This window comes from Microcoleus sp. PH2017_35_SFW_U_B (assembly GCF_020737865.1).
In the GTDB taxonomy this organism is placed as follows: Bacteria; Cyanobacteriota; Cyanobacteriia; order Cyanobacteriales; family Microcoleaceae; genus Microcoleus.
The window spans coordinates 17,188-38,628 of the sequence record NZ_JAEQDE010000095.1 but is presented as its reverse complement, the minus strand read 5'-3'; the positions used below and the strand labels follow the sequence as shown (position 1 = coordinate 38,628).

The window sequence follows — 21,441 nt, the reverse complement described above, 5'->3', positions numbered from 1 at the left end:
CTCAAGTTCACAAAACTCCGGCGTTGGACATGAGCGTGATTTCTTCAATGACTGCACTTGTCGGTAACTGAACTGCGTGCAGGATTGATTGGGCGACGATTTCTGGAGTTAACATCGCGCTGCGATCGAAATCGGCTTGGACGCTCTCTGTGTCCCACATGGGAGTGTTGACAGAACCCGGACAGATGGCTGTGACGCGAATTCCGCCAGCCCGTTCTTCTGCGGCTAATGTCTTGGATAAAGCCATGAGACCGAATTTGCTGACGCAGTAGGCTCCCCAGTTGGGGAAGGTTTGGGTGCCTGCGATCGAGGAAACGTTGATGATGATTCCCGATCGCCGATCGCGCATTCCCGGCAAAATTCCTAAAATACACTGCCAAACGCTAGTAAGATTCAGGTCTAGAACGTTCTGCCAGTCGGCTAGGGGCGTTTCGGTCAATGAGCCGGTGTAGCCCATGCCAGCGCTGTTGACCAGGATATCTACGGGGCCGAATTGAGCTGCGATCTCGCTGATGCCGCTTTGCACTTGCTCAATTTTTGCCAAGTCTAAGGGATAAGCTTCTGCTTTCACTCCGAATTCTCGGGCTGCTGTGGCAACGGCTTCTAGGTTTTCTGACTCTCGGCTAACTAAGGCCAGATTTATGCCAACGGCAGCGAACCCTAGAGCAGTTGCTTTGCCAATACCGCTGCTGGCTCCGGTAATCAGAGCCTGCTTTGTTGTTCGATCGTTCATTAAATTTCCTGATACTTTCGCTCGGCAACTCTCTCAAGCGTTACAGCCTTCTTCGGCAAATTAGAAAGCTGTTTGCCACGGGTGAACACAGTTAATTATGAAATTAACATTAAGAACTGTTAAGCCGATGTCATCTGAAAAATTATAACACTGCTGACAGATTCGCAGAATGGTGAGTTGTGAGTTATGAGTTTGAAGTTAAGAGATTTTTAACTCATAACTAATAACTATGAATTCGTCGGCTCAAGCAACCTTTTCAGTGAACACACCGATGTCGCGGAATTTTTGATACCGGAGATCGCGTCGCTGCTGGCCGGTGAGCTGTGTCAGTTCTGCTAAGTTTTCCAACAAAGCTCCTTTGAGCATAGCCGCAGCTTTCAGGGGATTGGAGTGCGCGCCACCAACGGGTTCGGGTACTATCTGATCCAGAACGCCGAGGTTTTTCAAATCCCAGGAAGTAATTTTGAGGGCTTCGGCGGCTAAGTTGGCTTTACCGGAGTCTTTCCAGAGGATGGCCGCACAAGCTTCGGGGGTGGCTACGGTATACACGGAATGTTCTAACATTAACAGCCGCTCGCCGACGCCGATGCCCAATGCGCCCCCGGAACCGCCTTCGCCGATGACAGTGCAAATAATCGGAACGTCGAGGCGAAACATTTCTCGGAGGTTGCAGGCGATCGCCTCTCCCTGTCCGAGCTGTTCGGCTTCTAAGCCAGCCCAAGCCCCCGGAGTATCGATAAAGGTGAAAATTGGCATACCGAAGCGATCGGCGTGTTCCATCAACCGCAGGGCTTTGCGGTAGCCGCCGGGAGCTGCCATCCCGAAGTTGCGGGCGATATTGTCTTTGGTGTCGCGTCCTTTTTGATGGCCGATGATGACTGTAGGGCGCCCGTCTATGCGGGCAATTCCGCCGACGAGGGCGGGGTCGTCTCCCCCGCGCCGATCGCCGTGGAGCTCGATCCACTCGTCGCTAATTGCCTGAATGTAGTCGAGGGTGCTGGGGCGGCGCGGGTGACGGGCGAGTTGCAGCCGCTGCATAGGGGACAAGCTGCTGAAAATTTCTTGTCGCAGTTGGGCGGAACGAGCTTCGAGTTTGCGAATTTCGTCGGTGACATCGACGCTGTTTTCTGCGGCGAGTTCGCGAATCTGGTGAATTCGGGTTTCGAGTTCGGCCAGAGGCTTTTCAAAATCTAGGAGTAATGGTTTGCGGTCGGGGTTTGCCACGCTGATAATTTCTATAGGGTTTTTAAGGTGAAAGTCGATCGACTGTTTCCCGATCCTACCTTGTCAGTTGACACTGAAAAAGAGGGTTCTTGGGAAGTTTTGAATTTTGAATTATGTTTTTCTTCGTAGCCAGAGTTGAAAACCTGAGGCTTGAGCCTCGTTTTTTGTTACACTATTTTTGCTTAATCCCAGAGTTTTACCAGAAAGAATTGGTTTAAAGCCGAAACCCTTGTAGGGAGAAATTAAAATCAGACTATTCATTAATCCAATCCTCTTGCTTCCAGGTAGCTGTTAACTGTCAACTGTCAACTGTCAACTGTCAACTGAACCACCCCCCCTATGCCTGCCCACAGCCACAAAAGACCTAACCCTGCTGAATTGTTCCAAAGCGCAAAAAGCGATACAAGTGCGATCGAACTCAGTCCGTCGGAAGCTTTGACAGCTATTTCAGTCTTAGCTGTTGCCGCCGACGGTGAAATATCCGAAGCCGAAAGACAAACCCTTGCCGCCAATCACATTCGCTTGTTCGGCTCTTATTCTGGCGAACACTTCCAAGAACTATTTAAGAAAGTTCTGAAATTGAGCAGTCTGTACACTCCGGCCGAAGTATTTGCCGCAGCTAAAAACGCATTGAATGCTCAGCTTCGAGAAACAGCTTTTGCAATTGCCACAGATTTGGTCTTGGTAGATGGAGTTTTCACAACCGAGGAAAAAGATTTCTTAGTTGAACTTTCCCAAGCTCTCGACATCTCCGAGACAATGGGCAAAAAAATCATCGAAGTCATGACCATCAAAAACTGCGGGGACAATTTGATCTCAGCTCAATCTCTTGAATAAGTTGAGCGATAGACCACTATATCATGTCTGGTTAAATAACCGTTAGCTGTATATTTTTGACCGATCCGCACTCTTTGTCCTGACTGCCAAAAACTTTTCTTCGAGTCGTGCGATCGAACACAATCTCAACTCTTAACTCCCTCAAAAAAAAAGTTACTGGTTATTATCAGAAAAAATTTCCTCAATAACCAATAACCCTTAATCAATCACATCAAAATGACATCAAAGGTCGGAAACCGTGCTTGACGGAAATTTCTCCGATTTGCTCCATCTTTTCTACCGTAATTTGATTCCGTCCCCAAGAAAAATTGGTGTACAACTTTTCAAATTCCAGCAGCATGGATTCGGCAAAACAGGCAAATAACTGCCGGCCCGGCACATCCATATTCACAATCTTCATAATCTTCCACTCAATATCGAGGGAATGCTCCACAATCCCGCCATTGAGTACGTAAATTTCGGGATGCTGAACCTGAGTTGCCAGATTTTTCGGATAACCACCGTCAATCAACAAACAGGGTTGCTTCAATGTCTTCGGGTCAATTTCTACTCCCTTTGGCATACTGGCTACCCAGACTACAATATCCGCTTGGGGGAGAGCTTCTTCCAAATCCATGATTTTGCCTCGTCCCAATTCCGATTGCAAATCTTGCAATCGTTCTTTGTCGCGGGCAATGAGCAACAATTCTGCTACATTAGTTTTAACATTCAGCCAGCGGCAGACAGCACTGCCAATATCTCCAGTAGCACCACAAACCGCCACAGTAGCTTTTGAAAGTTCAATCCCCAATTTGGGGGCTGCTTCTTCTACTTGGCGGCAGAGGATGTAAGCCGTGTGGGTGTTACCAGTGGTGAAGCGTTCAAACTCCAACTTTAGATTGCGGATTTGCTTAATTTGCTGCAAGTTGAAGGTTTCAAAAATGATCGAAGAAAAGCCGCCTAAAGCAGTGATATTAATCCCGTTTTTTTGAGCGTGTGCCATCGCGTTAATGATTTTGCGAGTGGCTGCTTTGATCCGGCGAGTGGCTAGCATTTCTGGTAGAAAACACGACTCCACATAGCGGCCTTCTATTTTTTGCCCGGTAATGCTAGTGACAGTGATATGATCGACTATCTGGGGCGGTGCGCTGCACCAAAAATCGAGCCCTTGATCGGCATATTCTGGATAGCCCAGCTCGTTAGCTACTGATTGGGCGTGTTCTAAGCTGGTTAAGTGACCGATTAGACCAAACATTAAGTTGTCAAATGAAGGAAGAAGAAAGATGTCAGTTGACAGTTGACAGTTGACAGTTGTTAGTTGTCAGTTATCAGTTATCAGTTGTCAGAAGTCAGAAGGGAAAATTAATTTTTTTTAATTTAGTTCCCGTTCTTTATTTCCAACTTGATTGGGGTACAAGACCTTGTAATGCAGAAGGAAGAAGGGAAAATTAAAAGGTTTTAATTTTTAATTTTTATCCCATTCCTTATTTCCAAATTGATTAGGCTGCGAGGCCTTGTGCTGACATCCGCATGATGTCGCGGTTGTTAAACCCTATGTTACCCAGGGCTTCGCCGTAGGCAATCATGAAATCTTCAATTAAAGCATCTTTTTCCATTCCCAAAACGCTAGCATCGTCTGCGACAGCGTTTAGCAGCCTCCAGATGATGGGCAGGTTTTGGCGGTTGGCGGCTTCGAGTTCAGCTTTGGATTCTTCAAAGTGAGCTTGCAGCCAGACTTCCCCAAAGTTGAGGTGGCTGTATTCTTCTTTGACGACGCCTTCGGTGATTTTGCGTGCAAAGTCATCGGCGACGGGAATGTAGATGTTGTAGGCTGCGATCGCAAAACACTCGATAATGAGTGATTGAATCAGCAAGCAAGTTACAACCTTACCTTCGGCGGATGCCGTTTGGAAGTTGCTGTGCAAATCCGAAAAGAACTCCTTGGCAAATACCATGTCAGGCGTGACTTTGAGATTCTTGCCACAAGCTTGGAAGCCTTTCATGTGGCGGTTCTCCATCTTGGACAAGCCAATTAACTCACTTTTTTTGTCAGCCAACATTTCTGCCAGTTGCAGGTAATTGTCATGAGCTTCTTGTTCGCCTTCAATCACAATGGCGTTGATGCGGCTGTAAGCATCTTTGTAAGTTTCGGTTTGAAAGTCAATTGTTGGGCTGGCCTCAAGCTGGGGCATAGATATGTCGTCTCCTTATATAACCTTGTAGGATGTTTGGAAACCCCTTTGAATTTTGGGGTCACGTGCACTACACTTTACCTATTTTTGACTAAAAATTTACGGTTGTGTGGGAATCTGGAAGGCGATCGGGTTTGAGAGCCTCACAAGCTTATTATTTTAGGTTAATTCACAAGTTTATGGGTAAATCGTGGGACAGGTCTCAATCACTGGAACTGCTGAGTTTTATTTTGTTGCTGGTGGGGGCGGCGCTGGTGCTGCTGCCGCTGGCTGCTGTTTTTTGGGTTTCTTTATCACCATCTGGTGTCGGTGTCAAGGCCACAGGTCTGACTTTTGGGAACTATCAGGAGGCTTGGCGCCGGGGTAATTTTTTGTTGGCATTTCTTAATTCTACTCTAGTGGCGATCGCAGTTACTGCTTTTCAGGTAGTGACTTCTGCTTTAGCGGGTTATGCTTTGGCCAGGCTGAAGTTTCGCGGGCGACAGGCCCTAGTTTTGGTGGTTTTGGCGACGCTAGTGATTCCGTTTCAGCTTTTGGTGATTCCAATATTCATGGTTTTGAAGTGGGGTCATTTGCTGAATACTTACGGGGCGCTGATTTTGCCGACGGCGGTTAACGGTTTCGGAATTTTTCTGCTGCGCCAGTATTTTCTGACAATTCCGGTGGAGTTGGAGGAGGCGGCAATGCTGGATGGGGCTAACCGCTGGCAGGTGTTGTGGCAGGTGATGCTGCCTTTGGCGCGCCCTGCTTTGGTGACACTGTTTTTGTTTACCTTTATCGGCGAGTGGAACGATTTGTTTAAGCCGCTGGTGTTTACAACGCGACCAGAGTTGCGGACTGTGCAGTTGGTTTTAACCCAGTTTCAGGAACAGTTTACTAGCAGTTGGCAGTTGTTGATGGCGGCGGTGGTAATTGGGACTGTGCCGGTGGTGTTGCTGTTTTTGGCGGGCCAGCGGCAGTTTATTCGCGGGATTGCGGCGACGGGGATTAAGAATTGAGTTGGTGGGCCGAAGAAGACCGGGCGGTTGAAACCGCGTCTATACAAACAAAACCCACCTCCGTGGGTTGAAGAGTGAGCAATTAAAATTACGTTATTTTCTTTACACCCTCGCTCGGACTTCCTTTGTGTATGCGCGGTTTTAACCGCGGCCCGATCTATAATTATCCAATAAATGAAATCTATGCAGAATTTGCAAAAGCTGGGTTGGTTTTTATTTATTGCATCTTTTTTGCCCTGGCTGGCAATCTTGTTTATTGTACCATTCCTACCACTGAGCATCGCCGAAAAAACGCAAATAGATGTTGTTTTAGCTGTGCTAGCCGAAGTGTGTTTTTGGCTGAGCGTGGTAATTTTGGGGAAAGAAGTAGTTACTAAATATCGGCGTTATTTGAATCCCCGCTATCTTTGGAACAAAATCAGAAATTTTCACCGCAGATAAACAGGGATTGACGCAGATTTGGTTCGTAGTGAGGACTTTAGTCCGCATTTGGAGAGGACTAAAGTCCTCACTACGAACCCAGGTCAAGGTTGAGCTATTCGCTGATAATTTGCAAGCGAATAGAGCGCTCTCCGTCTCCAAAATCCACTTCAATCTTTTCTCCGGAAAGACTGTCCAAGCATCCCAAAAGTAAGCGCAAATTTGGTGTGCTTGCTCCTGTATCCACGTACAATCTATCTGCCAAACTTCCTAAACGCTTCCAAACAGTGTAGAGTTTGACTACAGTTTGTTCTAGCAAGGCGGCTTGTTTGACAACATCGGCGGTAGTTCCCAAACAGCCGACTCGCAAAGATTCTTCCAAAGCCATTTCCATGTCTAGGTGAGACTGGTTCAGAGCTTGGACTTGGGCGGCCGCATCGAGATATTTCGATAAATTCTTGGCGTCAGAAGTTAGCTGTTTGACTGTATCTACATCTGGATTTTCTGCTACTTCTTTTTGAATTTCGCTTTGGTGAGATGGGGAGAGTTTCTCCATTTCCTTGACTAAAGGAGCCAGATAGCGGGAAGGAAGAGAACCGCTAGATGCTTTTTCTTTGACTTCTTCTGGCAATAAATCGGAGTTCATTGCCATCCATTCGTCGGATAGTTGTTTGACTTCGCGGCGGGTAATACGATCGCCCTTTCCGGCAGCATCTGTTACCATTTGCTGTACTTCTGGAGATGCTTTGGCAGTTTCGACAAAGGCTCTTTTGCTGAAGTTTCTAATGGATTCTGGGTCTAAATCTCCTTGTTCGATGAGAGTATCGGCACTTTTAGCTAATTCGATTAAAGAATAGGCTTGACTTTTGCTGATTTCTCTTTCTTTTAGCCAATTCAAGAAGCCGGTACCGCGTCCGTCGCCGCCTTTTTTTTCTCTATCTCTGACTGTGCGGAGAATTTGTCCGCGCCAGATGTCGGTTTGTAAGTCGAAACGATCGCACACTTTCCAGGCATTGTCAACCTGATTGTCAAAATCGAAGTCTGGTATTTGTTCGTCTTCGGGATCTGGTAATTGGAAATTGATATCTGTCAAGCCTCTGAGGGCTTCGGCGAGTTCTGTGGGAGATTGGGGGACTTCAGCCATTAGGAGAAATTTGTGTAGAGCGACAGCCGGTTTAATTGGGAATTTGCACGAATTGAGATTGAAGACGCTATCTGTAGTAGTAAGGTGGCAAGGCTGACACTACTGATAGAGTTTTTGTGCAAGTTATCTCATTATTGCATGGCGGGGGGCGATCGGCGAAAAGATACTCAAAAAGACTCCGGGTACGGCCCTGATGGGACTTGATGCGAGTGCTGGCTGTGGGGGGATTGAGTTAAAGTGAATTAGGAAACTAAAGGAACTAATAAAATGCTGGAAACTACCAAACGTTAGGAGCGCTTTATCCCTTTGTTAAGCTAGAATTGAGAAAATAAGGTAAAGAAAAAGTGCCATGTCAGAACAAGACATCGCTAAGATAATTACGATCGAACCGGGAAAGCGTGGTGGTAAGCCCTGTATTCGGGGCATGAGAATTACGGTTTATGACGTGTTGGAATATCTTGCATCTGGGATGAGTTATGAAGAAATCCTAGATGATTTTCCCTATCTCACGCAACAGGATATTTTGGCTTGTTTGAGTTTTGCTTAAGAGGTAACTATGTCAACAACTGCGATCGACATTGGCACGCTGGTTGTCAGTACGCCTGAAACCTGTGGAGGGCGGCCCCGAATTGCGGGAACCAGAATTTCTATTGCTCAAATTGCCGTTTGGAATAAAGAAGGACTGAGTGTAGAAGAAATACTCGAAGAGATTCCCTATTTAGATTTAGCACAGGTTTATGCGGCCCTATCTTACTATCATGCTAACCGTAATGAAATTGAGGCAGATTTAGCTGCGGAATTAGCTGAATATCAGCTTTTGGAAGCTGAAAACAGGGCGGGGAATCTTTAATGAGCCAGATTCGTTTGTATTTGGATGAGGATACGCTTAGAAAAGCATTCGTGCAAGCCCTGCGAGAGAATGGGGTTGATGTACTGACTGTCTCAGATGCCAATAATTTAGGGCATATAGATGAAGAACAACTGATATGGGCAACAGAGCAAGGTCGAGTCATTTATACTTTTAATAGTCGAGATTTCTGTCGGTTGCACGGGAACTTGCTCGCAGTAGGCGGGAGTCATTCAGGAATTATTGTTGCACCGCGACAAAGTTACTCTGTAGGCGAACAGTTGCGCGGTTTGTTGAATTTGATTGGTAGCAAGTCTGCTGAGGAAATGATGAATCAACTGGAATTTTTAGGAACTTACATTAGTTATGAATAGAAGTATCTAAGTCAGTGGTTGTAACTATCCCTGCCTTGTGCTAGATTTTTATCCAATTCCGTAAAATTTTTGTCAGGGCGATCGCCACAGCATCGCAATGAAAAAATAACTACTATCTCCCTGCGTGAAATCATGCCCCAAGACTTCTCCGGTAAAAATCTCCGAGGCCGCAACTTCAAAGGTCAAAACCTCACAGGTGCAAAATTCATCGGTGCAGACATCCGAGGTGCAAACTTCACCAATGCCATCCTCAGAGAAGCTGACTTCACTGGTGCCAAAGCTGGACTGCAACAGCGATGGCAAATTCCACTGCTAATAATCGCATTACTTATCGCAGCAGCAGCGGGATGTGTCGGGGCAATAGGCGGTGCTTTTGTAGGAGCTTTTTTGTCCGAAAACTATCAAAAATTTCTGAGTTACCCAGGGATAATCTTTTCAATAGCTACTGTTATTTTCTTGATGATGATTATCCCCCACGGATTCAAGTCTGCTTTTGAATTTTTCCTAGTTATAGCTTTTGTTTTTGTTGTAATTTTAACGTTTTCCTTTGGCTTATCATTAGAAGTAGCTGGACCTGTAAGTCTGGGTTTATTATTAACTTTGGTTTTTGCTGTAGAGTTTTCTTTGGCTTTGGCTTTAACTTTTGCTGGAGTTGTATCTGATACTTTTGCTTTAGGTGTGATCGCGACTTTATTTGGAAGTTTGATCGCAGTAATACTTGTAGCTTTTGTTAAGGCGTTTGCAACAGCAAGAGCTATTAGTCTCGTTGGGGCTGTGGTTGGCATTTACGCTGTTACTTTTATATCAGCTTATATTAGCAAGCGAGCTTTAGCTGATGATAACAGATTTTCGTGGCTAAAAAGTATAGCAATTGAGTATGCAACTGTGAAAGGTACTACTTTTCGTAATGCCGATTTAACTGATGCCAATTTCACTGAAGCAACTCTCAAAAGTACAGATTTTAGAACAGCTAATCTCACTCGCACTTGCTTCCGAAATACAGAAAAACTCGATCGCGCGCGAGTCGGTAAATCGATATTAGCTGATACCCGCATCCGAGAATTACTCATCACTGGCAATGGCTACAAAAAATCTTATGTTGGTGCGAATCTCCAAGGCGCAAACCTGACAGGCGTTAATCTCAACGAGGCTAATCTCAAGCAGGCTAATCTCAACGAAGCAACTTTGCATCAAGCTAATTTGGAATGGGCAAACCTCACTGAAACTCAAGCCTTGGCAACAAATTTTACAGCAGCTAGTTTTACAGGTGCTTGTTTGGAAGCTTGGAACATTGACGGTAATACAAAGCTCGATCGCGTTGACTGTCGGTTTGTTTATCTTCTAGAATATCCCAAACCGGGAACTGACGATCGCGAACGTTGCCCCAGCAGTGGCGAATTTGCACCAGTAGAATTTACCAAACTGTTTGAGGAGGTTTTAAATACAGTTAATCTAATTTTTCGTAACGGAATTGACTGGAAAGCTTTTGTTGCTGCATTCAAACAATTGCAAGTGGAAAACGAAGGCACGGAACTGACTATCCAGAGTATTGAAAATAAAGGCGATGGAGTCATTGTTGTCAAAGTTAGCGTACCACCTGATGCTAATAAGGAGCATATTCATAAAAATTTCACACAAAGTTATGAACTAATGGCGGCAAGATTGGAAGATAAAGACAAGCAGATAACTTTTCTTGAAGGAGTCGTTATCCAACTCGCAGCTAAACCTGTTACCATAGAACTTAAAGCTATAGCAGAGAGTAAATCCACGGGAAATCAAAGCAGTAATCTCTATGTTGCTAGAGACGCGATCGGGTCAACGTTAAATATAGGTAATATTGAAGGTACAGTTACCAACGCAAACAACGAACAGCTAGAGTCTACAGAAGAAGTAGAAGAAATATCTCAAGCCGAACTTCAAGCAAAAGATGCTCAAATAGAGAGGTATCGTGAGGAAATAGCTTTTTTGAGAGAAATGACTATCAAGTTAGCTAAAAATCCGATCGTGATTAATTCCAGCCCAGACAATAAGCCAGAATAAATTCCTTTTTAGTTTATGTCAAATGAGGAAAAACTGGCTCGGCTGAAACAAAAGTGTGAAGCAAAAATTAGAGAATTAATGCAAAGACATAAATTAGAAATCGCTGTTAAAGACAAGGAAATTCAAGGCTGTTGCCAAGAAATCGCTATTAAAAACAGTAAAATCCAAGACTATAGCGAACAAATCTTATATTTAAGAAAACTTAATATGGCTTTAGCACAAAAAGAATTAATAATCTATAATAATAATGAAGTAAAATCTACATCAAAGAGTAAATCTATGACTGACAGTAGCAGCAAAAATATCAATGTTGGGGGAGACGTTACTGGGTCAACATTGAACATAGGCGAGATCAGCGGTATAGTTACCAACACGATCGGCCAGCTACCAGCCTCTCCTCAAAGTGACAAGCCGGGAATCAAAGAATTGTTGACTGAGTTACAAACAGCGATCGCATCTGAAACTAATTTATCTGATGACGATAAAGCTGAAGCCTTGGAACAGGTAAAAACTTTGGCAGAAGTAGGGACAAATCCCCAAGAAAGCACAATGAAAAAGGCGGGCAAAAAAGCCATGACAATGCTGAAAGGTATTCTTGCTGGTTTACCTAGTGCGGCGACGTTGCTGGAAGCTTGCAGTAAATTGTTGCCCGCGATCGCGAGTCTCTTACTTTTACCCTAAAATTATTCAGAAATTCAGACATAACTAACGCGCTGCTACGAAGAAACCGGGTTTTTGACCATATCTGGGACTGCAATGAGTATGCTCGGAAAAAACTCGGTTTCTGAACCCCGTGCGAAGTCCTAAAAAGGACACAGCAATGCTGTTTCCCTACCCCAAAACTCAACATCAACCGCCAGTCAAAGCTTTAAACACCCACCCAAAAAACATCACGCTCAAGAAAATTACACTACCAACAATCAACATCAAACCCAACAGCAAAGCCACCACAAACAACCAATCAGCTTTTTTTCCAGCCGGTTCAGGCGAACCTAAATGAGCGTCTAGCAATTCGATATTTTTGACATTAGCTTTCCAAGCAACATCTAACAAGTCTCCGGCAACTGGTACAGTGCCAGCAACTGTATCAAATACGATGTTAGCCGCCATCTTTACTAAAGTCTCTTGTGGCACTCCCATTTGAGCGGATTTGAAAACAACATAACCTGCAAAAATTGAACCAACTAAATCGCCGCCACCCGGTATCAATCCTAATATTGGATCGAGTCCGATGCGGTATTTTGTGCCGGGAATCGGAATTGCATTGTCTAGTAAATGACTGATGCGGCGGAGTCGGCGCAAGGATGCAGCCTGAGATTTGTTGGGAGTGTTTGCGGAGGAATTTTGTATAGGAGGACGAGACATTTAGATTACTCCTGACTTTATTTCTTAGTCCGCGGAGGCGGACTTCGTTTTTGTAGAAGCGATTTCAATCGCCGAATCATGAAGGTGTTAACTTTAATCATACAGAGAAACCCGGCTTCTCTTCAAAACCGGGTTTCCTACTTCTAACTGCGGGCTTTTAGTTTATACCGATTTAACGGGTCGTTGCACAGTTCTCGATCCCCCTAAATCCCCCTTAAGAAGGGGGACTTTGAGAATAATCTTGTCCCCGCCTTATTAAGGGGGGCTAGGGGGGATCGAATTCTATGCAGTCTCATAAAAAATTGGTATTAGCCTACTATTTGTTGCCTTCGGTGAAGTCGGCGTCAATCACGTCGTCGCCGCCGCCAGTGGGGCCGCCGTCTCCAGGGCCACCAGGGCCGTCAGTGGGGCCGCCTGCTTGCTGGTAAAGGTTGCTGCTGACTGCGTAGAATGCTTGCTGCAACTCTGTTGTTAAGGTTTTGATACGATCGTCATCTTCACTTTCGATCGCAGCCCGCAAGTCTTTTAGCAAGCCTTCAATCTTGGTTTTGTCATCAGCAGGAACTTTATCGCCCAATTCTGCCAACTGCTTCTCGATTTGGTAGGCTTGAGAATCGGCTTGGTTTTTGCGATCGATCCGTTCGCGACGTTCTTTGTCAGCAGCCGCATTCGATTCGGCTTCCCGAACCATGCGATCGACTTCATTGCTAGGCAAAGTAGAAGCACCGGTAATGCTGATAGATTGTTCCTTACCAGTACCTTTATCCTTAGCGGCTACATTCAAAATACCGTTAGCATCGATATCAAATGTAACTTCAATTTGAGGTACGCCACGGGGAGCTGGGGGAACTCCATCTAAACGGAAAGTTCCCAAATCTTTGTTATCGTTTGCCATTTCCCGTTCGCCTTGCAAAACGTGAATTTCCACGTTTGTTTGGCCATCTACAGCAGTCGAGAAAGTTTCCGACTTCTTGGTAGGAATTGTGGTGTTGCGGGGAATGATTTTGGTCATCACGCCACCCAAGGTTTCCACGCCGAGAGACAGCGGGGTAACGTCGAGCAACAGGATGTCTTTGACTTCGCCTGCGAGCACGCCTGCTTGAATTGCGGCACCGACTGCGACCACTTCATCCGGGTTTACCGTTTGGTTGGGGTCTTTGCCGAGGATTTTTTTGACGAGTTCTTGCACGGCTGGAATGCGTGTAGAACCGCCAACTAAGACAACTTCATTAATTGCTGATTTGTCGAGTTTGGCGTCGCGGATTGCGTTTTCTACGGGAATGCGAGAGCGATCGATCAAATCTGAACAAAGCTCTTCAAACTTAGCCCGCGTCAAAGTGGTGTCCAAGTGTTTTGGCCCGTCTTGAGTCGCGGTAATAAACGGCAAGTTGATTTCGGCTTGGGTAACGCTCGAAAGTTCAATCTTGGCTTTTTCGGCTGCTTCCGTCAGGCGTTGCAGTGCTTGTTTATCTTTGCGGAGGTCAATTCCTTCGGCTCTTTGGAATTCTCCGGCGATGAAATCAACAATTTTTTTGTCGAAGTCGTCACCACCGAGGTGAGTGTCTCCAGAAGTTGCTAGCACTTCAAATACGCCGTCGCCGACTTCGAGAATCGATACGTCGAAAGTACCGCCACCCAAGTCAAATACGAGGATGGTTTCGTTGCTCTTTTTATCTAATCCGTAGGCTAAAGCTGCTGCTGTAGGTTCGTTAATAATCCGCAGAACTTCAATACCGGCAATTTTTCCCGCGTCTTTAGTAGCTTGGCGCTGGGAATCGTTGAAGTAAGCGGGTACTGTAATTACCGCTTGGGTAACAGTTTCGCCGAGGTATTTGCTGGCATCTTCTACGAGTTTACGCAACACTTGCGCGGAAATTTCTTCGGGAGCAAATTGCTTGCCGCGGGCAGGACAGTCGAGTTTGAGGCTGTTGCCGACTTTCAGGACTTTGTAGGAAACTTCTGTGGTTTCGTGGGTTACTTCGTCAACCCGACGCCCGATAAACCGTTTTACTGAGTAAAAGGTGTTTTCGGCGTTCATCACGGCTTGACGCTTGGCGATTTGTCCGACGAGTTGATCGCCATTTTTAGCATATGCTACTACGGAAGGTGTGGTGCGACCCCCTTCGGCGTTGGCTATGACGGTGGGTTTGCCGCCTTCCATAACTGCGACGCAGGAGTTTGTCGTACCTAAGTCAATTCCAACTACTTTTCCCATAGGGGTGTTCCGGCTCCAATCTCTACAAAATTTTGGTTTTCTATCTGTGTGATAGTCTGGTTATTCAGAACTGCGATTCTACTTCGCGGTTTACGGGTAGTCAGCTCTGCTTTAATACAACAGTCTTCGATAGGGTGCTTATCTCTATACTGCGGGCGGTTAGACCTTGCGATGAAGGTGTATTTACCGAACCTGTTGGGGGACGGTTGCATCGGTGAGGCTTGTACTGCTACAGCTTTGGACTGCTTTTCTTTACTCTTCCTAATGTAGGGCGTGCGATCGATTCGGGCATTGTGGCAAACCGTATACGTTGTGTTGTATTTGCCGTCTTGCGCGTATAAATTTAGTTGGGCCGGTTTGGGCGATTCGTTGTGCGATCGCATCTTTTGGATGCCAAATATAACGGTTATCAGAAAGATGAGGTACGTTGTTGGGCTTTAGCCCTCTTAGTTTAAGGGTTATGTAAGCTGTCAGTTATACATCATCCATCTTTTTGAGAAAGGCTATATAAGATTTTATGCGATGTCCATGCCAAGCGGACTGAAGATCATGTAATTTTAACTGTCTACTCTTCAACCCCCGAAGGCGGGTTTTGTTTGTGTAGACGCGGTTTCCAACCGCCGGGTTTCAACCGCCAGGTTTCAACCCAATTTCAACCATCGCCGAATTTCAACTACCGCGCATCACCAATTAAAATAAACGGCGACCAATAAAACGGATGGCGACTAATCTGACTCAACTTAGCTTGCCGCAAAGCATCATTTTTACTCATCCCCTTATTAATATTTTGATAAAACTGAACCATCAAATCTTTAGTAGCTGCATCATCAACACTCCACAAACTCGCCATCACAGCTCGTGCACCCGCACGCTCAAATACATAGGCAACTCCCGATATTTCTTCACCGTTAGAATTTGCTTGCATAGCAGTTTGACACGCGCTTAAGGTGAGGAGTCTGGTGTTTTGCAATCCTAATAAGGCGGCATCGCGAATATTGAATTGGCTGTCAGCAAACAGCAGTGTATTTTCGTCCATGCCCAAATTTTGAGCTTCGCGAAACCCAACTCTCTAAATCGAACAAGTTGGGTTTCGTTCCTCAGCCCAAGCTAAAACTGGACGCACTCCTACCGAAAGAAACCGGGTTTTTATCGAATCTGCGGGCTACAACGAAATATTTTCGTAAAAAACCCGGTTTCTGACCCCCGACGGACTCAATAAGGAGTCACTACAATTGTCATAGTCTTTTTCTGCACATTAAATCGCATTTCATCAACGAAAAATCGCTTGTTTTTTCGTATGTACTGCAATTGCGCCCGATCAACGACAGGCGAACTCAATTTCACCACAGCTTGACCTTTAATAGCATCTTTCATCTCAAAAGCACTCATGGGAATGCCATTCCATATGGCTTTGGCTTGAGGCAAAATCCCATGCCGATAACGAGGCCCCCGATTACTCCTAGGCGGGGGCGTACTTTGGGGAAACATGATTTTCTCAATTTGGTTCAAGGGGAGAGATCGCTGTTCCCCGGATGCCTGTATCCATAATTTTTGCCCTTTCTGATCAATTTTTACAACTCGACCATCTCTTTTTTCACCTCCTTTCATCACAATTTGCGCTTGCGTCCGTAAAGTTACTGGTACGGCCTGGCTAACGTTAGCTTGTGCTTGTATGGATAGCAAATTCTGTGGTTGGCTGGCGGCATTGACTTGTGCTGCCATACCCGCTGTTACTGTAAAAAATCCTACAACTAGAAATGAAAGTGTGTTGCGTTTCATAATCTCCCTAAACCCCCTTCAATGGTAAGCGTTAACTCCGCTACCGTTATAAAATTGTATTTCACCTCTCTAGAAGGTGATTACGGTATGAAAGGCTAAATATGCCAGTCATAGAAACCAGTATCGACAAAGCTTGGGGATTTTTAACTTATTTTTTTCATACCCTGATTAAGCAACGCCATTTTGTGAAGGTGATTGTGTGACCGCTTCTCCCCAACCTACTCCTCAACCTACTCCTCAACCTACTCCTCAACCTACTCCCCAACCTACTCCCCCGAATCCCCCGAATCCCCAGCCGAATCCCCAACCGACTCCTCAACCTACTCCCCAACCGACTTCCCCGCTGACTCCAGAACCGAATATTTTAGGTAACTTTGCCAGTATTGTTGGCTTGCTTGGTACAGCTTTGTTTTTCACAGGCTGGATTTATCGCTGGTCTTATTTTTACTACTTTCAGCTAGAGGTAATGACCCTTGATTTACCAGTAGAATCGTTTTTCATAGTACCGATTCAGGTTTTTTTAGCTGACCCCTGGACGATACTCAAAAGTTTACTCGCACTTCTGCTAACAGCTCTAGCAATTTACCACACTTTGTGGGTATTTGATATTGTAAATAGAAAAATTTCTGCTATAGTCAATTGGACAATTATAAGGTTTTCTTCGTCGGCTCGTGTAACAAGAATTTCGTGGTTTTATCACCCACTGATGTCTTGACAGCAATTTAATATCAATCGATTTAACTCGATTAAATTGGTACGATCGCTGGTTAACGAAATTATTATCGTTAGTTTGGTATTAGTAATGTTGTTTTGGTCTGCTCGCTACCAAGGTATTGCCGATGCCCGAGGCGATGCGGGGGAAAATTCATCTTTACCCGCCGTTGCTTTAATCGCTAAGCAAGACAACATTGCTTTAGGCAGAAAACTCGACGATCCAACACTCCGATTAGCCCCCAAAGGATTTAAGGCGATCGGCGATGCAGGTCTATTTGCAGATTTGAGCAAAAGAGATTATACTGATATCAATAATCCCAAAGAACCGAGAATTTGGCGGTTACTTTTGGAGAGAGGAAACTGGATTTATCTGTTTCCGGCTTTAACAACAGAACAGCAAAAAGACCCTCAAGCTCGTCCGCCAGTGATGGCTGTTCAACAAAGTCAATCGGGGGATCAATTGTTAATTGTAAGTCCCGAACCTTCTAAACCATCTAAATAAATTGGGGGCTGGTTGATTGGATGCCAAAATAGTCTCGATCGATCGCCCCTAGCCCCTATTAATAAGCAGGGTGGATTAATTTACAGAAAATAAACTAAGCTGATTGGGCTATTGGATTAAGCAACTCCATAGCCAGTATATGGACGCTTGTACGGTGGATGCAACCCTAAAATAATATCCTCTTTGGGTACTCCCATCTCAACTAATTCTTGTCCTAAATCGGCTTCTGTCATATTGCGTTGAATCCAGATTTTACCATCCTTGATATCTAAGTGAATGAAACAGTTATAAATCCGCTTGTATCCCTCCCAGCCAACGTCTAAAATTTGGTAATGATCTTGTTCTGTATCGAACACCAACTGACATTCAACATCCAATTCTGAATTTGGATCGACTGTGGCATGAGTGGTTAGCAACTGGCGGATAAATTGGCGGTACTCCTCTATTCTTTCCATTCAATGATTACCTCCTGAACTGGTTCGTAGACGATTAACTTCACTTGATACTGTCTGACGGCTTCCTGAGTGAATCTTTCTTGAAAAAAGGATTCAAATATATCGAGAGGAATTGCCAGATACAGAGTTCTATCTGGTTCGTTCATTTGCAATCCTAAGCGGTAGTTCAAAAACTGTCCCAACGCTGAATGAAAGTCTGTCACCGCTGATGGATTCAAAAAACTTTTGATTTCAACTGCAATCTTTTGTCCAGCTTTTTCAGCGGCAAAGACTTTTTCTGCTGCTAAATCAATCTCAAACTTCACCTTATCTATCTTGAGGATCAGCGGATCTGCCGTAATTACCCACTGCTCCTTCAAGAGAGCTTGTTTAACAGCATCATGAAATCGGTCTTTGGCAGCCATCGTTTTTTACAGTATCTAGGTATTATGATAGCCGATCGCTCTTCAACTGTATTTATTGATTAAGCCCGATCGCACATCACAACTTCAAACACACCCCCCGGAATAAACCGACACAAAGCCCTCCGCCGATCGTCCGCATCTTAGCGGTTGACAAAACGAGCAACCGTGTAATGCTCAGCATTCGGTAAAATTCGGACGATCGCCCAAGAATTGCGATCGCCACCCACAATCGGAGAATCGGCTTTTCTGAGAGTGTTGAGATAACGGGCGATCGCACTTCCGTTCAAATTCGCCCCGACGCGCAGAATCAGAAACACCGCAAAGCTTTCCAACTCCTGCTGAGTCAACTGCGCGCGATCGGCATCAAAATCGTCATCAGAGTAGCTGCGGATACCCGAAAGCAGTTGCGTCACGCCAAAATCATTCAAAGCTTGCTGATAGCCGCGAGTATATTCACTCACGTCGCTCACAGGCTTTACCATAGTAATTGTCTCCTTATGTATGTGGGGAGCCATCAGCCAGCGCGGGCCCGACGAAAGTTCAGCGCTGGCTTTTGACTTGTTGAGATTATAGCATGGATATAGCACATATAAATGCTTTAAATGAGCTATATTCGACAAAGTGGTCTAGATACAGCACAATTGCGATCGGTTTAAACTAAAAAATAGTGAATATCTTATGACCAAACGCTTAGCGACCTATTTAGCCGATGGAATCTATGACATCCTTGAAGAGTGGGCAAGTCAAGAACGCCGTTCAGTCAGCAGCTTGTCAGCATTCATTTTGGAGCAAGCAGCCAGAGAACGTCAAAAGGAAATGAAACAACAGCCCCCGCCATCGGATGAGAAGCAGGAGAAGAGTTAAGTTGAGTTTGGGCGATCGATCGCTCTCTCAAACAAACTGAGGACTGAAGTTTTTTATTGCTGATTCATGCGCGATCGGGCGCATAGTGCTGTGCAAAAGCAGCATAATGCTGCATATTCGACAGAATCGTCTAAAATACTCGACAATGACGATCGCCCTAAATAAAAAAATACTGAATTTCTAATGGCTAAACGTGTATCAACCTCAATAGCAGAAGGAATTTACGACCTACTCCAAGAGTGGGCAGATGAAGAACGGCGCTCAATCAGCGGCTTATCAGCATTCCTTTTAGAACAAGCTGTGAGAGAACGTCAAAAACAAAAACAGCCCCCGCCATCCGATGAAAAGCCGGAGAAAAATTAAGTGCAGTTTGTGCGATCGCCCGAATTCAGCAGATCGATGGCTGAAGTCCTTGCTGCAAAACGATTGTGCAACAAGTCTATTCTGCTGCGACTTCAAAATTTATGCGATCGTAAATATCCGTCAAGCTAATTTGGAACTCAACCGAGTCCATTGCTAATACAGAATCTTCTGACTCATACTCAGTAAATAGCCATTTATCATCAGCAGTCTTAGTCAATTGTTCGACATGATATTTGTATTGGTCAATTAAAATATATTCCCGAAGTTCAGGAATCGATCGATAATAAAGAAACTTCTCCCCTCTGTCATAATCTTTAGTAGATTTCGACAAAACCTCAACAATTAGCAAGGGATTTGTCACAGTCGTGGTGTTAGTTCCCTGATAAACCGGTTCACCCTGAATCACCATCACATCTGGATAAGTGTACAGACGATAACGCGGTATCCACAACCGCATATCATTGATAAAAATCTCGTAATTTTGCCCGCTTACAGTCAAGGGAAATATGCGGCAAAAATTCAGCGCAATTTTATTGTGATTAGCTGTTCCACCAGTCATCGGTAATATTTCTCCATCTAGATATTCGCTTTTGTATTCCGCAGCTTCGTCTAAAGCTAAATATTCCTCTGGAGTATAGTAGCGTTTTTCTGTTTCTGCCAACATACTATATTTCTCCTATCCAATTTTATATCTATCATTGTATCATATTTTTGATGGTGCAATTATCTCTCGCACACAAGCATCTGTAGGAAAGCGGCACTGCCGTATCCTAATCCGCAGCTAGATTTTTATGTATAATTATCACGGCTGACACATGGGGGTAAGAAACCCGGTTTCTACGAGATTTTGCGGACAGGAACGAGAAATATACGAGGAAACCGGGTTTCTAATCTCAGCGCGCGTCCAGGACTAATTTAAACAAGTATGAAATTTATCGGCATAGACTTAGGTTGGAGTTCAGGAGCAAGCGGTTTGTGCTGTTTGAATTGGGAAAACAATCGATTGCAATTCATCGAGTGCGATCGCCAACAATCCCTCAACGACATCCTCACCTGGATCGATCGCCAAATCTCCCCAACCGAACCAGCCATCATCGCCGTAGACGCTCCCACAATCATCACCAATCCAACGGGAATGCGCGACGCTGACAAACTCACCCACAAACACTTCGGGCGCTACCACGCAGGCTGCTATCCCGCCAATCTTTCTCGCCCCTTCGCCCAAAAAACAGTCGAATTTGGCCTTTGTTTAGAAGCCCGAGGATTTGTCCACTCACCAACTATTGAAGCTAAGAAACTAGGCAGATATCAAATAGAAGTCTTTCCCCATCCAGCCACAATCAACTTATTTAAATTAGATAGAATCATCAAATACAAAAAAGGAAAACTGGCAGAGCGTCAATTAGAATTGATGAAACTCTGCCAGTATATTATCGATATTTTACCGAGCCTTGAACCAAGTCTCAATCTGTCTTGTGGCACAGACATCTTGCCTGTGAACTGTGGCATAGGCATCTTGCCTGTGAGCGATATCCCCACCAGTATCGCTACCCTTAAAGCCTTGGAAGACAAGCTAGATGCCTTGCTGTGCGCTTATATCGGCGCTCACTGGTGGTACTGGGGAATCGAGCGGAATTTGGTTTTGGGCGATCGCGCAACCGGCTACATAGTCATTCCCCAACTTCAATAAGAATAGGGAGCATCTCATTTTTGTAAAAAGCATTTTTTCTTATAGTGCGAGCTTAAGAGCTCGCGTATCGTATAATACGCGAGCTCTTAAGCTCGCACTATTAAATGCAAAACAGAGATGCTCCCTGCGGACTAAAGTCCTCACTACGAACCTGAGGGAGTATCTCAGTTTTGCAAGAAGCATTTTTTATGGTAGTGCGAGCTGTCGCGAACTCGCGACAGCTCGCACTGTAAATGCAAAACTGAGATGCTCCCGAAAAATAGCACAATCGCGCATTGACCATCACAAATGTCAACTGTCAA

General features: G+C 45.0%; 26 protein-coding genes. 13 read left to right on the top strand and 13 right to left on the bottom strand.

Annotated elements, in window-relative coordinates; genetic code table 11:
- Positions 1 to 7: 7 nt before the first annotated feature.
- Together JGK36_RS25390 and accA are read right to left on the bottom strand one after the other, a co-directional pair.
- Positions 8 to 733, bottom strand: coding sequence for an SDR family oxidoreductase (locus JGK36_RS25390; protein WP_293182139.1), 726 nt, complete (start codon positions 731 to 733; stop codon positions 8 to 10).
- A gap of 243 nt (positions 734 to 976) precedes the next feature.
- The gene (accA, locus tag JGK36_RS25385; protein WP_293182137.1) at positions 977 to 1,957 is read right to left on the bottom strand and encodes an acetyl-CoA carboxylase carboxyl transferase subunit alpha; all 981 of its coding nucleotides are present in this window, start codon (positions 1,955 to 1,957) and stop codon (positions 977 to 979) included.
- Between the two features lie 339 nt (positions 1,958 to 2,296).
- On the opposite strand from accA, the gene JGK36_RS25380 reads away from it, so the two are divergent.
- A complete protein-coding gene (locus tag JGK36_RS25380; protein WP_293182135.1) occupies positions 2,297 to 2,794 on the top strand; it encodes a tellurite resistance TerB family protein in 498 nt (165 codons plus the stop codon).
- A 211-nt stretch (positions 2,795 to 3,005) separates the two neighbouring features.
- Here JGK36_RS25380 and JGK36_RS25375 read toward each other — a convergent pair whose 3' ends face one another.
- On the bottom strand, positions 3,006 to 4,028 hold the full coding sequence (locus JGK36_RS25375; RefSeq protein WP_293132515.1) for a long-chain acyl-[acyl-carrier-protein] reductase: 1,023 nt from the start codon (positions 4,026 to 4,028) through the stop codon (positions 3,006 to 3,008).
- Positions 4,029 to 4,272: 244 nt separating this feature from the next.
- A complete protein-coding gene (locus JGK36_RS25370; protein WP_293182134.1) occupies positions 4,273 to 4,965 on the bottom strand; it encodes an aldehyde oxygenase (deformylating) in 693 nt (230 codons plus the stop codon).
- Between the two features lie 179 nt (positions 4,966 to 5,144).
- Here JGK36_RS25370 and JGK36_RS25365 point away from each other — a divergent pair, with 179 nt between their 5' ends.
- Together JGK36_RS25365 and JGK36_RS25360 are read left to right on the top strand one after the other, a co-directional pair.
- A complete protein-coding gene (locus tag JGK36_RS25365) occupies positions 5,145 to 5,963 on the top strand; it encodes a carbohydrate ABC transporter permease (protein ID WP_293198454.1) in 819 nt (272 codons plus the stop codon).
- Positions 5,964 to 6,146: 183 nt separating this feature from the next.
- On the top strand, positions 6,147 to 6,404 hold the full coding sequence (locus JGK36_RS25360; protein ID WP_293182132.1) for a transporter suffix domain-containing protein: 258 nt from the start codon (positions 6,147 to 6,149) through the stop codon (positions 6,402 to 6,404).
- Between the two features lie 94 nt (positions 6,405 to 6,498).
- Here the strand turns inward: JGK36_RS25360 and JGK36_RS25355 are convergent, their stop codons facing one another.
- Positions 6,499 to 7,527 (bottom strand): hypothetical protein, encoded by a 1,029-nt coding sequence (locus tag JGK36_RS25355; RefSeq protein ID WP_293142578.1) that lies wholly within the window; start codon positions 7,525 to 7,527, stop codon positions 6,499 to 6,501.
- 349 nt (positions 7,528 to 7,876) lie between these two features.
- On the opposite strand from JGK36_RS25355, the gene JGK36_RS25350 reads away from it, so the two are divergent.
- The 5 genes from JGK36_RS25350 to JGK36_RS25330 all read left to right on the top strand — a co-directional run bounded on the left by JGK36_RS25350 (position 7,877) and on the right by JGK36_RS25330 (position 11,469).
- Positions 7,877 to 8,074 (top strand): DUF433 domain-containing protein, encoded by a 198-nt coding sequence (locus tag JGK36_RS25350; protein WP_293182130.1) that lies wholly within the window; start codon positions 7,877 to 7,879, stop codon positions 8,072 to 8,074.
- A gap of 9 nt (positions 8,075 to 8,083) precedes the next feature.
- Positions 8,084 to 8,377: a DUF433 domain-containing protein gene (locus tag JGK36_RS25345; RefSeq protein WP_293198449.1), complete on the top strand. Its 294-nt coding sequence runs from the start codon at positions 8,084 to 8,086 to the stop codon at positions 8,375 to 8,377.
- Positions 8,377 to 8,748, top strand: coding sequence for a DUF5615 family PIN-like protein (locus tag JGK36_RS25340; RefSeq protein WP_293198447.1), 372 nt, complete (start codon positions 8,377 to 8,379; stop codon positions 8,746 to 8,748). The genes JGK36_RS25345 and JGK36_RS25340 overlap by 1 nt, the downstream gene beginning before the upstream one ends.
- Positions 8,749 to 8,880: 132 nt before the next feature.
- Positions 8,881 to 10,788, top strand: a complete 1,908-nt coding sequence (locus JGK36_RS25335; protein ID WP_293198445.1) for a pentapeptide repeat-containing protein — start codon at positions 8,881 to 8,883, stop codon at positions 10,786 to 10,788.
- A gap of 15 nt (positions 10,789 to 10,803) precedes the next feature.
- The gene (locus JGK36_RS25330) at positions 10,804 to 11,469 is read left to right on the top strand and encodes a hypothetical protein (protein WP_293201162.1); all 666 of its coding nucleotides are present in this window, start codon (positions 10,804 to 10,806) and stop codon (positions 11,467 to 11,469) included.
- Between the two features lie 168 nt (positions 11,470 to 11,637).
- On the opposite strand, the gene JGK36_RS25325 is transcribed toward JGK36_RS25330, so the two are convergent.
- The 4 genes from JGK36_RS25325 to JGK36_RS25310 all read right to left on the bottom strand — a co-directional run bounded on the left by JGK36_RS25325 (position 11,638) and on the right by JGK36_RS25310 (position 16,147).
- Positions 11,638 to 12,153, bottom strand: coding sequence for a DUF4112 domain-containing protein (locus JGK36_RS25325; RefSeq protein ID WP_293198441.1), 516 nt, complete (start codon positions 12,151 to 12,153; stop codon positions 11,638 to 11,640).
- A 316-nt stretch (positions 12,154 to 12,469) separates the two neighbouring features.
- Complete coding sequence (dnaK, locus tag JGK36_RS25320; protein ID WP_293198439.1) at positions 12,470 to 14,368, bottom strand: molecular chaperone DnaK; 1,899 nt, start codon at positions 14,366 to 14,368, stop codon at positions 12,470 to 12,472.
- Positions 14,369 to 15,041: 673 nt separating this feature from the next.
- Positions 15,042 to 15,404, bottom strand: a complete 363-nt coding sequence (locus JGK36_RS25315) for a CHAT domain-containing protein (protein ID WP_293182116.1) — start codon at positions 15,402 to 15,404, stop codon at positions 15,042 to 15,044.
- Between the two features lie 176 nt (positions 15,405 to 15,580).
- Positions 15,581 to 16,147, bottom strand: a complete 567-nt coding sequence (locus JGK36_RS25310; protein WP_293182114.1) for a hypothetical protein — start codon at positions 16,145 to 16,147, stop codon at positions 15,581 to 15,583.
- Positions 16,148 to 16,346: 199 nt separating this feature from the next.
- Between JGK36_RS25310 and JGK36_RS25305 the strand changes: the two genes are divergently transcribed.
- Positions 16,347 to 16,862, top strand: a complete 516-nt coding sequence (locus JGK36_RS25305) for a hypothetical protein (RefSeq protein WP_293198437.1) — start codon at positions 16,347 to 16,349, stop codon at positions 16,860 to 16,862.
- Between the two features lie 36 nt (positions 16,863 to 16,898).
- The gene (locus tag JGK36_RS25300; protein WP_293182110.1) at positions 16,899 to 17,363 is read left to right on the top strand and encodes a hypothetical protein; all 465 of its coding nucleotides are present in this window, start codon (positions 16,899 to 16,901) and stop codon (positions 17,361 to 17,363) included.
- A gap of 116 nt (positions 17,364 to 17,479) precedes the next feature.
- Here the strand turns inward: JGK36_RS25300 and JGK36_RS25295 are convergent, their stop codons facing one another.
- The 3 genes from JGK36_RS25295 to JGK36_RS25285 all read right to left on the bottom strand — a co-directional run bounded on the left by JGK36_RS25295 (position 17,480) and on the right by JGK36_RS25285 (position 18,704).
- Positions 17,480 to 17,818, bottom strand: a complete 339-nt coding sequence (locus JGK36_RS25295) for a XisI protein (RefSeq protein ID WP_293182108.1) — start codon at positions 17,816 to 17,818, stop codon at positions 17,480 to 17,482.
- Positions 17,806 to 18,222, bottom strand: coding sequence for a XisH family protein (locus JGK36_RS25290; protein ID WP_293182106.1), 417 nt, complete (start codon positions 18,220 to 18,222; stop codon positions 17,806 to 17,808). The genes JGK36_RS25295 and JGK36_RS25290 overlap by 13 nt, the downstream gene beginning before the upstream one ends.
- A 140-nt stretch (positions 18,223 to 18,362) precedes the next feature.
- Positions 18,363 to 18,704 (bottom strand): hypothetical protein, encoded by a 342-nt coding sequence (locus tag JGK36_RS25285; RefSeq protein WP_293182104.1) that lies wholly within the window; start codon positions 18,702 to 18,704, stop codon positions 18,363 to 18,365.
- Between the two features lie 196 nt (positions 18,705 to 18,900).
- Between JGK36_RS25285 and JGK36_RS25280 the strand changes: the two genes are divergently transcribed.
- Entirely contained in the window at positions 18,901 to 19,086 is a 186-nt protein-coding gene (locus JGK36_RS25280) for a hypothetical protein (protein WP_293182102.1), read from the top strand.
- Positions 19,087 to 19,269: 183 nt separating this feature from the next.
- The gene (locus JGK36_RS25275; RefSeq protein WP_293182100.1) at positions 19,270 to 19,449 is read left to right on the top strand and encodes a hypothetical protein; all 180 of its coding nucleotides are present in this window, start codon (positions 19,270 to 19,272) and stop codon (positions 19,447 to 19,449) included.
- 76 nt (positions 19,450 to 19,525) lie between these two features.
- Here JGK36_RS25275 and JGK36_RS25270 read toward each other — a convergent pair whose 3' ends face one another.
- On the bottom strand, positions 19,526 to 20,113 hold the full coding sequence (locus tag JGK36_RS25270; protein WP_293182098.1) for a Uma2 family endonuclease: 588 nt from the start codon (positions 20,111 to 20,113) through the stop codon (positions 19,526 to 19,528).
- Positions 20,114 to 20,374: 261 nt separating this feature from the next.
- On the opposite strand from JGK36_RS25270, the gene JGK36_RS25265 reads away from it, so the two are divergent.
- Entirely contained in the window at positions 20,375 to 21,139 is a 765-nt protein-coding gene (locus tag JGK36_RS25265; RefSeq protein WP_293198434.1) for a DUF429 domain-containing protein, read from the top strand.
- Positions 21,140 to 21,441 lie beyond the last annotated feature (302 nt).

What these genes read in the sequence shown, in the direction of transcription:
- JGK36_RS25390 (WP_293182139.1), bottom strand. Translation starts at nt 733, where the DNA reads ATGAACGATCGAACAACAAAGCAGGCTCTGATTACCGGAGCCAGCAGC.
- JGK36_RS25335 (WP_293198445.1), top strand. Translation starts at nt 8,881, where the DNA reads ATGCCCCAAGACTTCTCCGGTAAAAATCTCCGAGGCCGCAACTTCAAA.
- JGK36_RS25290 (WP_293182106.1), bottom strand. Translation starts at nt 18,222, where the DNA reads ATGGCTGCCAAAGACCGATTTCATGATGCTGTTAAACAAGCTCTCTTG.
- JGK36_RS25265 (WP_293198434.1), top strand. Translation starts at nt 20,375, where the DNA reads ATGAAATTTATCGGCATAGACTTAGGTTGGAGTTCAGGAGCAAGCGGT.
- JGK36_RS25295 (WP_293182108.1), bottom strand. Translation starts at nt 17,818, where the DNA reads ATGGAAAGAATAGAGGAGTACCGCCAATTTATCCGCCAGTTGCTAACC.
- JGK36_RS25340 (WP_293198447.1), top strand. Translation starts at nt 8,377, where the DNA reads ATGAGCCAGATTCGTTTGTATTTGGATGAGGATACGCTTAGAAAAGCA.
- JGK36_RS25345 (WP_293198449.1), top strand. Translation starts at nt 8,084, where the DNA reads ATGTCAACAACTGCGATCGACATTGGCACGCTGGTTGTCAGTACGCCT.
- JGK36_RS25355 (WP_293142578.1), bottom strand. Translation starts at nt 7,527, where the DNA reads ATGGCTGAAGTCCCCCAATCTCCCACAGAACTCGCCGAAGCCCTCAGA.
- JGK36_RS25325 (WP_293198441.1), bottom strand. Translation starts at nt 12,153, where the DNA reads ATGTCTCGTCCTCCTATACAAAATTCCTCCGCAAACACTCCCAACAAA.
- JGK36_RS25315 (WP_293182116.1), bottom strand. Translation starts at nt 15,404, where the DNA reads ATGGACGAAAATACACTGCTGTTTGCTGACAGCCAATTCAATATTCGC.
- JGK36_RS25285 (WP_293182104.1), bottom strand. Translation starts at nt 18,704, where the DNA reads ATGGTAAAGCCTGTGAGCGACGTGAGTGAATATACTCGCGGCTATCAG.
- JGK36_RS25330 (WP_293201162.1), top strand. Translation starts at nt 10,804, where the DNA reads ATGTCAAATGAGGAAAAACTGGCTCGGCTGAAACAAAAGTGTGAAGCA.
- JGK36_RS25375 (WP_293132515.1), bottom strand. Translation starts at nt 4,028, where the DNA reads ATGTTTGGTCTAATCGGTCACTTAACCAGCTTAGAACACGCCCAATCA.
- dnaK (WP_293198439.1), bottom strand. Translation starts at nt 14,368, where the DNA reads ATGGGAAAAGTAGTTGGAATTGACTTAGGTACGACAAACTCCTGCGTC.
- JGK36_RS25380 (WP_293182135.1), top strand. Translation starts at nt 2,297, where the DNA reads ATGCCTGCCCACAGCCACAAAAGACCTAACCCTGCTGAATTGTTCCAA.
- JGK36_RS25270 (WP_293182098.1), bottom strand. Translation starts at nt 20,113, where the DNA reads ATGTTGGCAGAAACAGAAAAACGCTACTATACTCCAGAGGAATATTTA.
- JGK36_RS25275 (WP_293182100.1), top strand. Translation starts at nt 19,270, where the DNA reads ATGGCTAAACGTGTATCAACCTCAATAGCAGAAGGAATTTACGACCTA.
- JGK36_RS25350 (WP_293182130.1), top strand. Translation starts at nt 7,877, where the DNA reads ATGTCAGAACAAGACATCGCTAAGATAATTACGATCGAACCGGGAAAG.
- JGK36_RS25365 (WP_293198454.1), top strand. Translation starts at nt 5,145, where the DNA reads ATGGGTAAATCGTGGGACAGGTCTCAATCACTGGAACTGCTGAGTTTT.
- JGK36_RS25360 (WP_293182132.1), top strand. Translation starts at nt 6,147, where the DNA reads ATGCAGAATTTGCAAAAGCTGGGTTGGTTTTTATTTATTGCATCTTTT.
- JGK36_RS25310 (WP_293182114.1), bottom strand. Translation starts at nt 16,147, where the DNA reads ATGAAACGCAACACACTTTCATTTCTAGTTGTAGGATTTTTTACAGTA.
- JGK36_RS25280 (WP_293182102.1), top strand. Translation starts at nt 18,901, where the DNA reads ATGACCAAACGCTTAGCGACCTATTTAGCCGATGGAATCTATGACATC.
- JGK36_RS25370 (WP_293182134.1), bottom strand. Translation starts at nt 4,965, where the DNA reads ATGCCCCAGCTTGAGGCCAGCCCAACAATTGACTTTCAAACCGAAACT.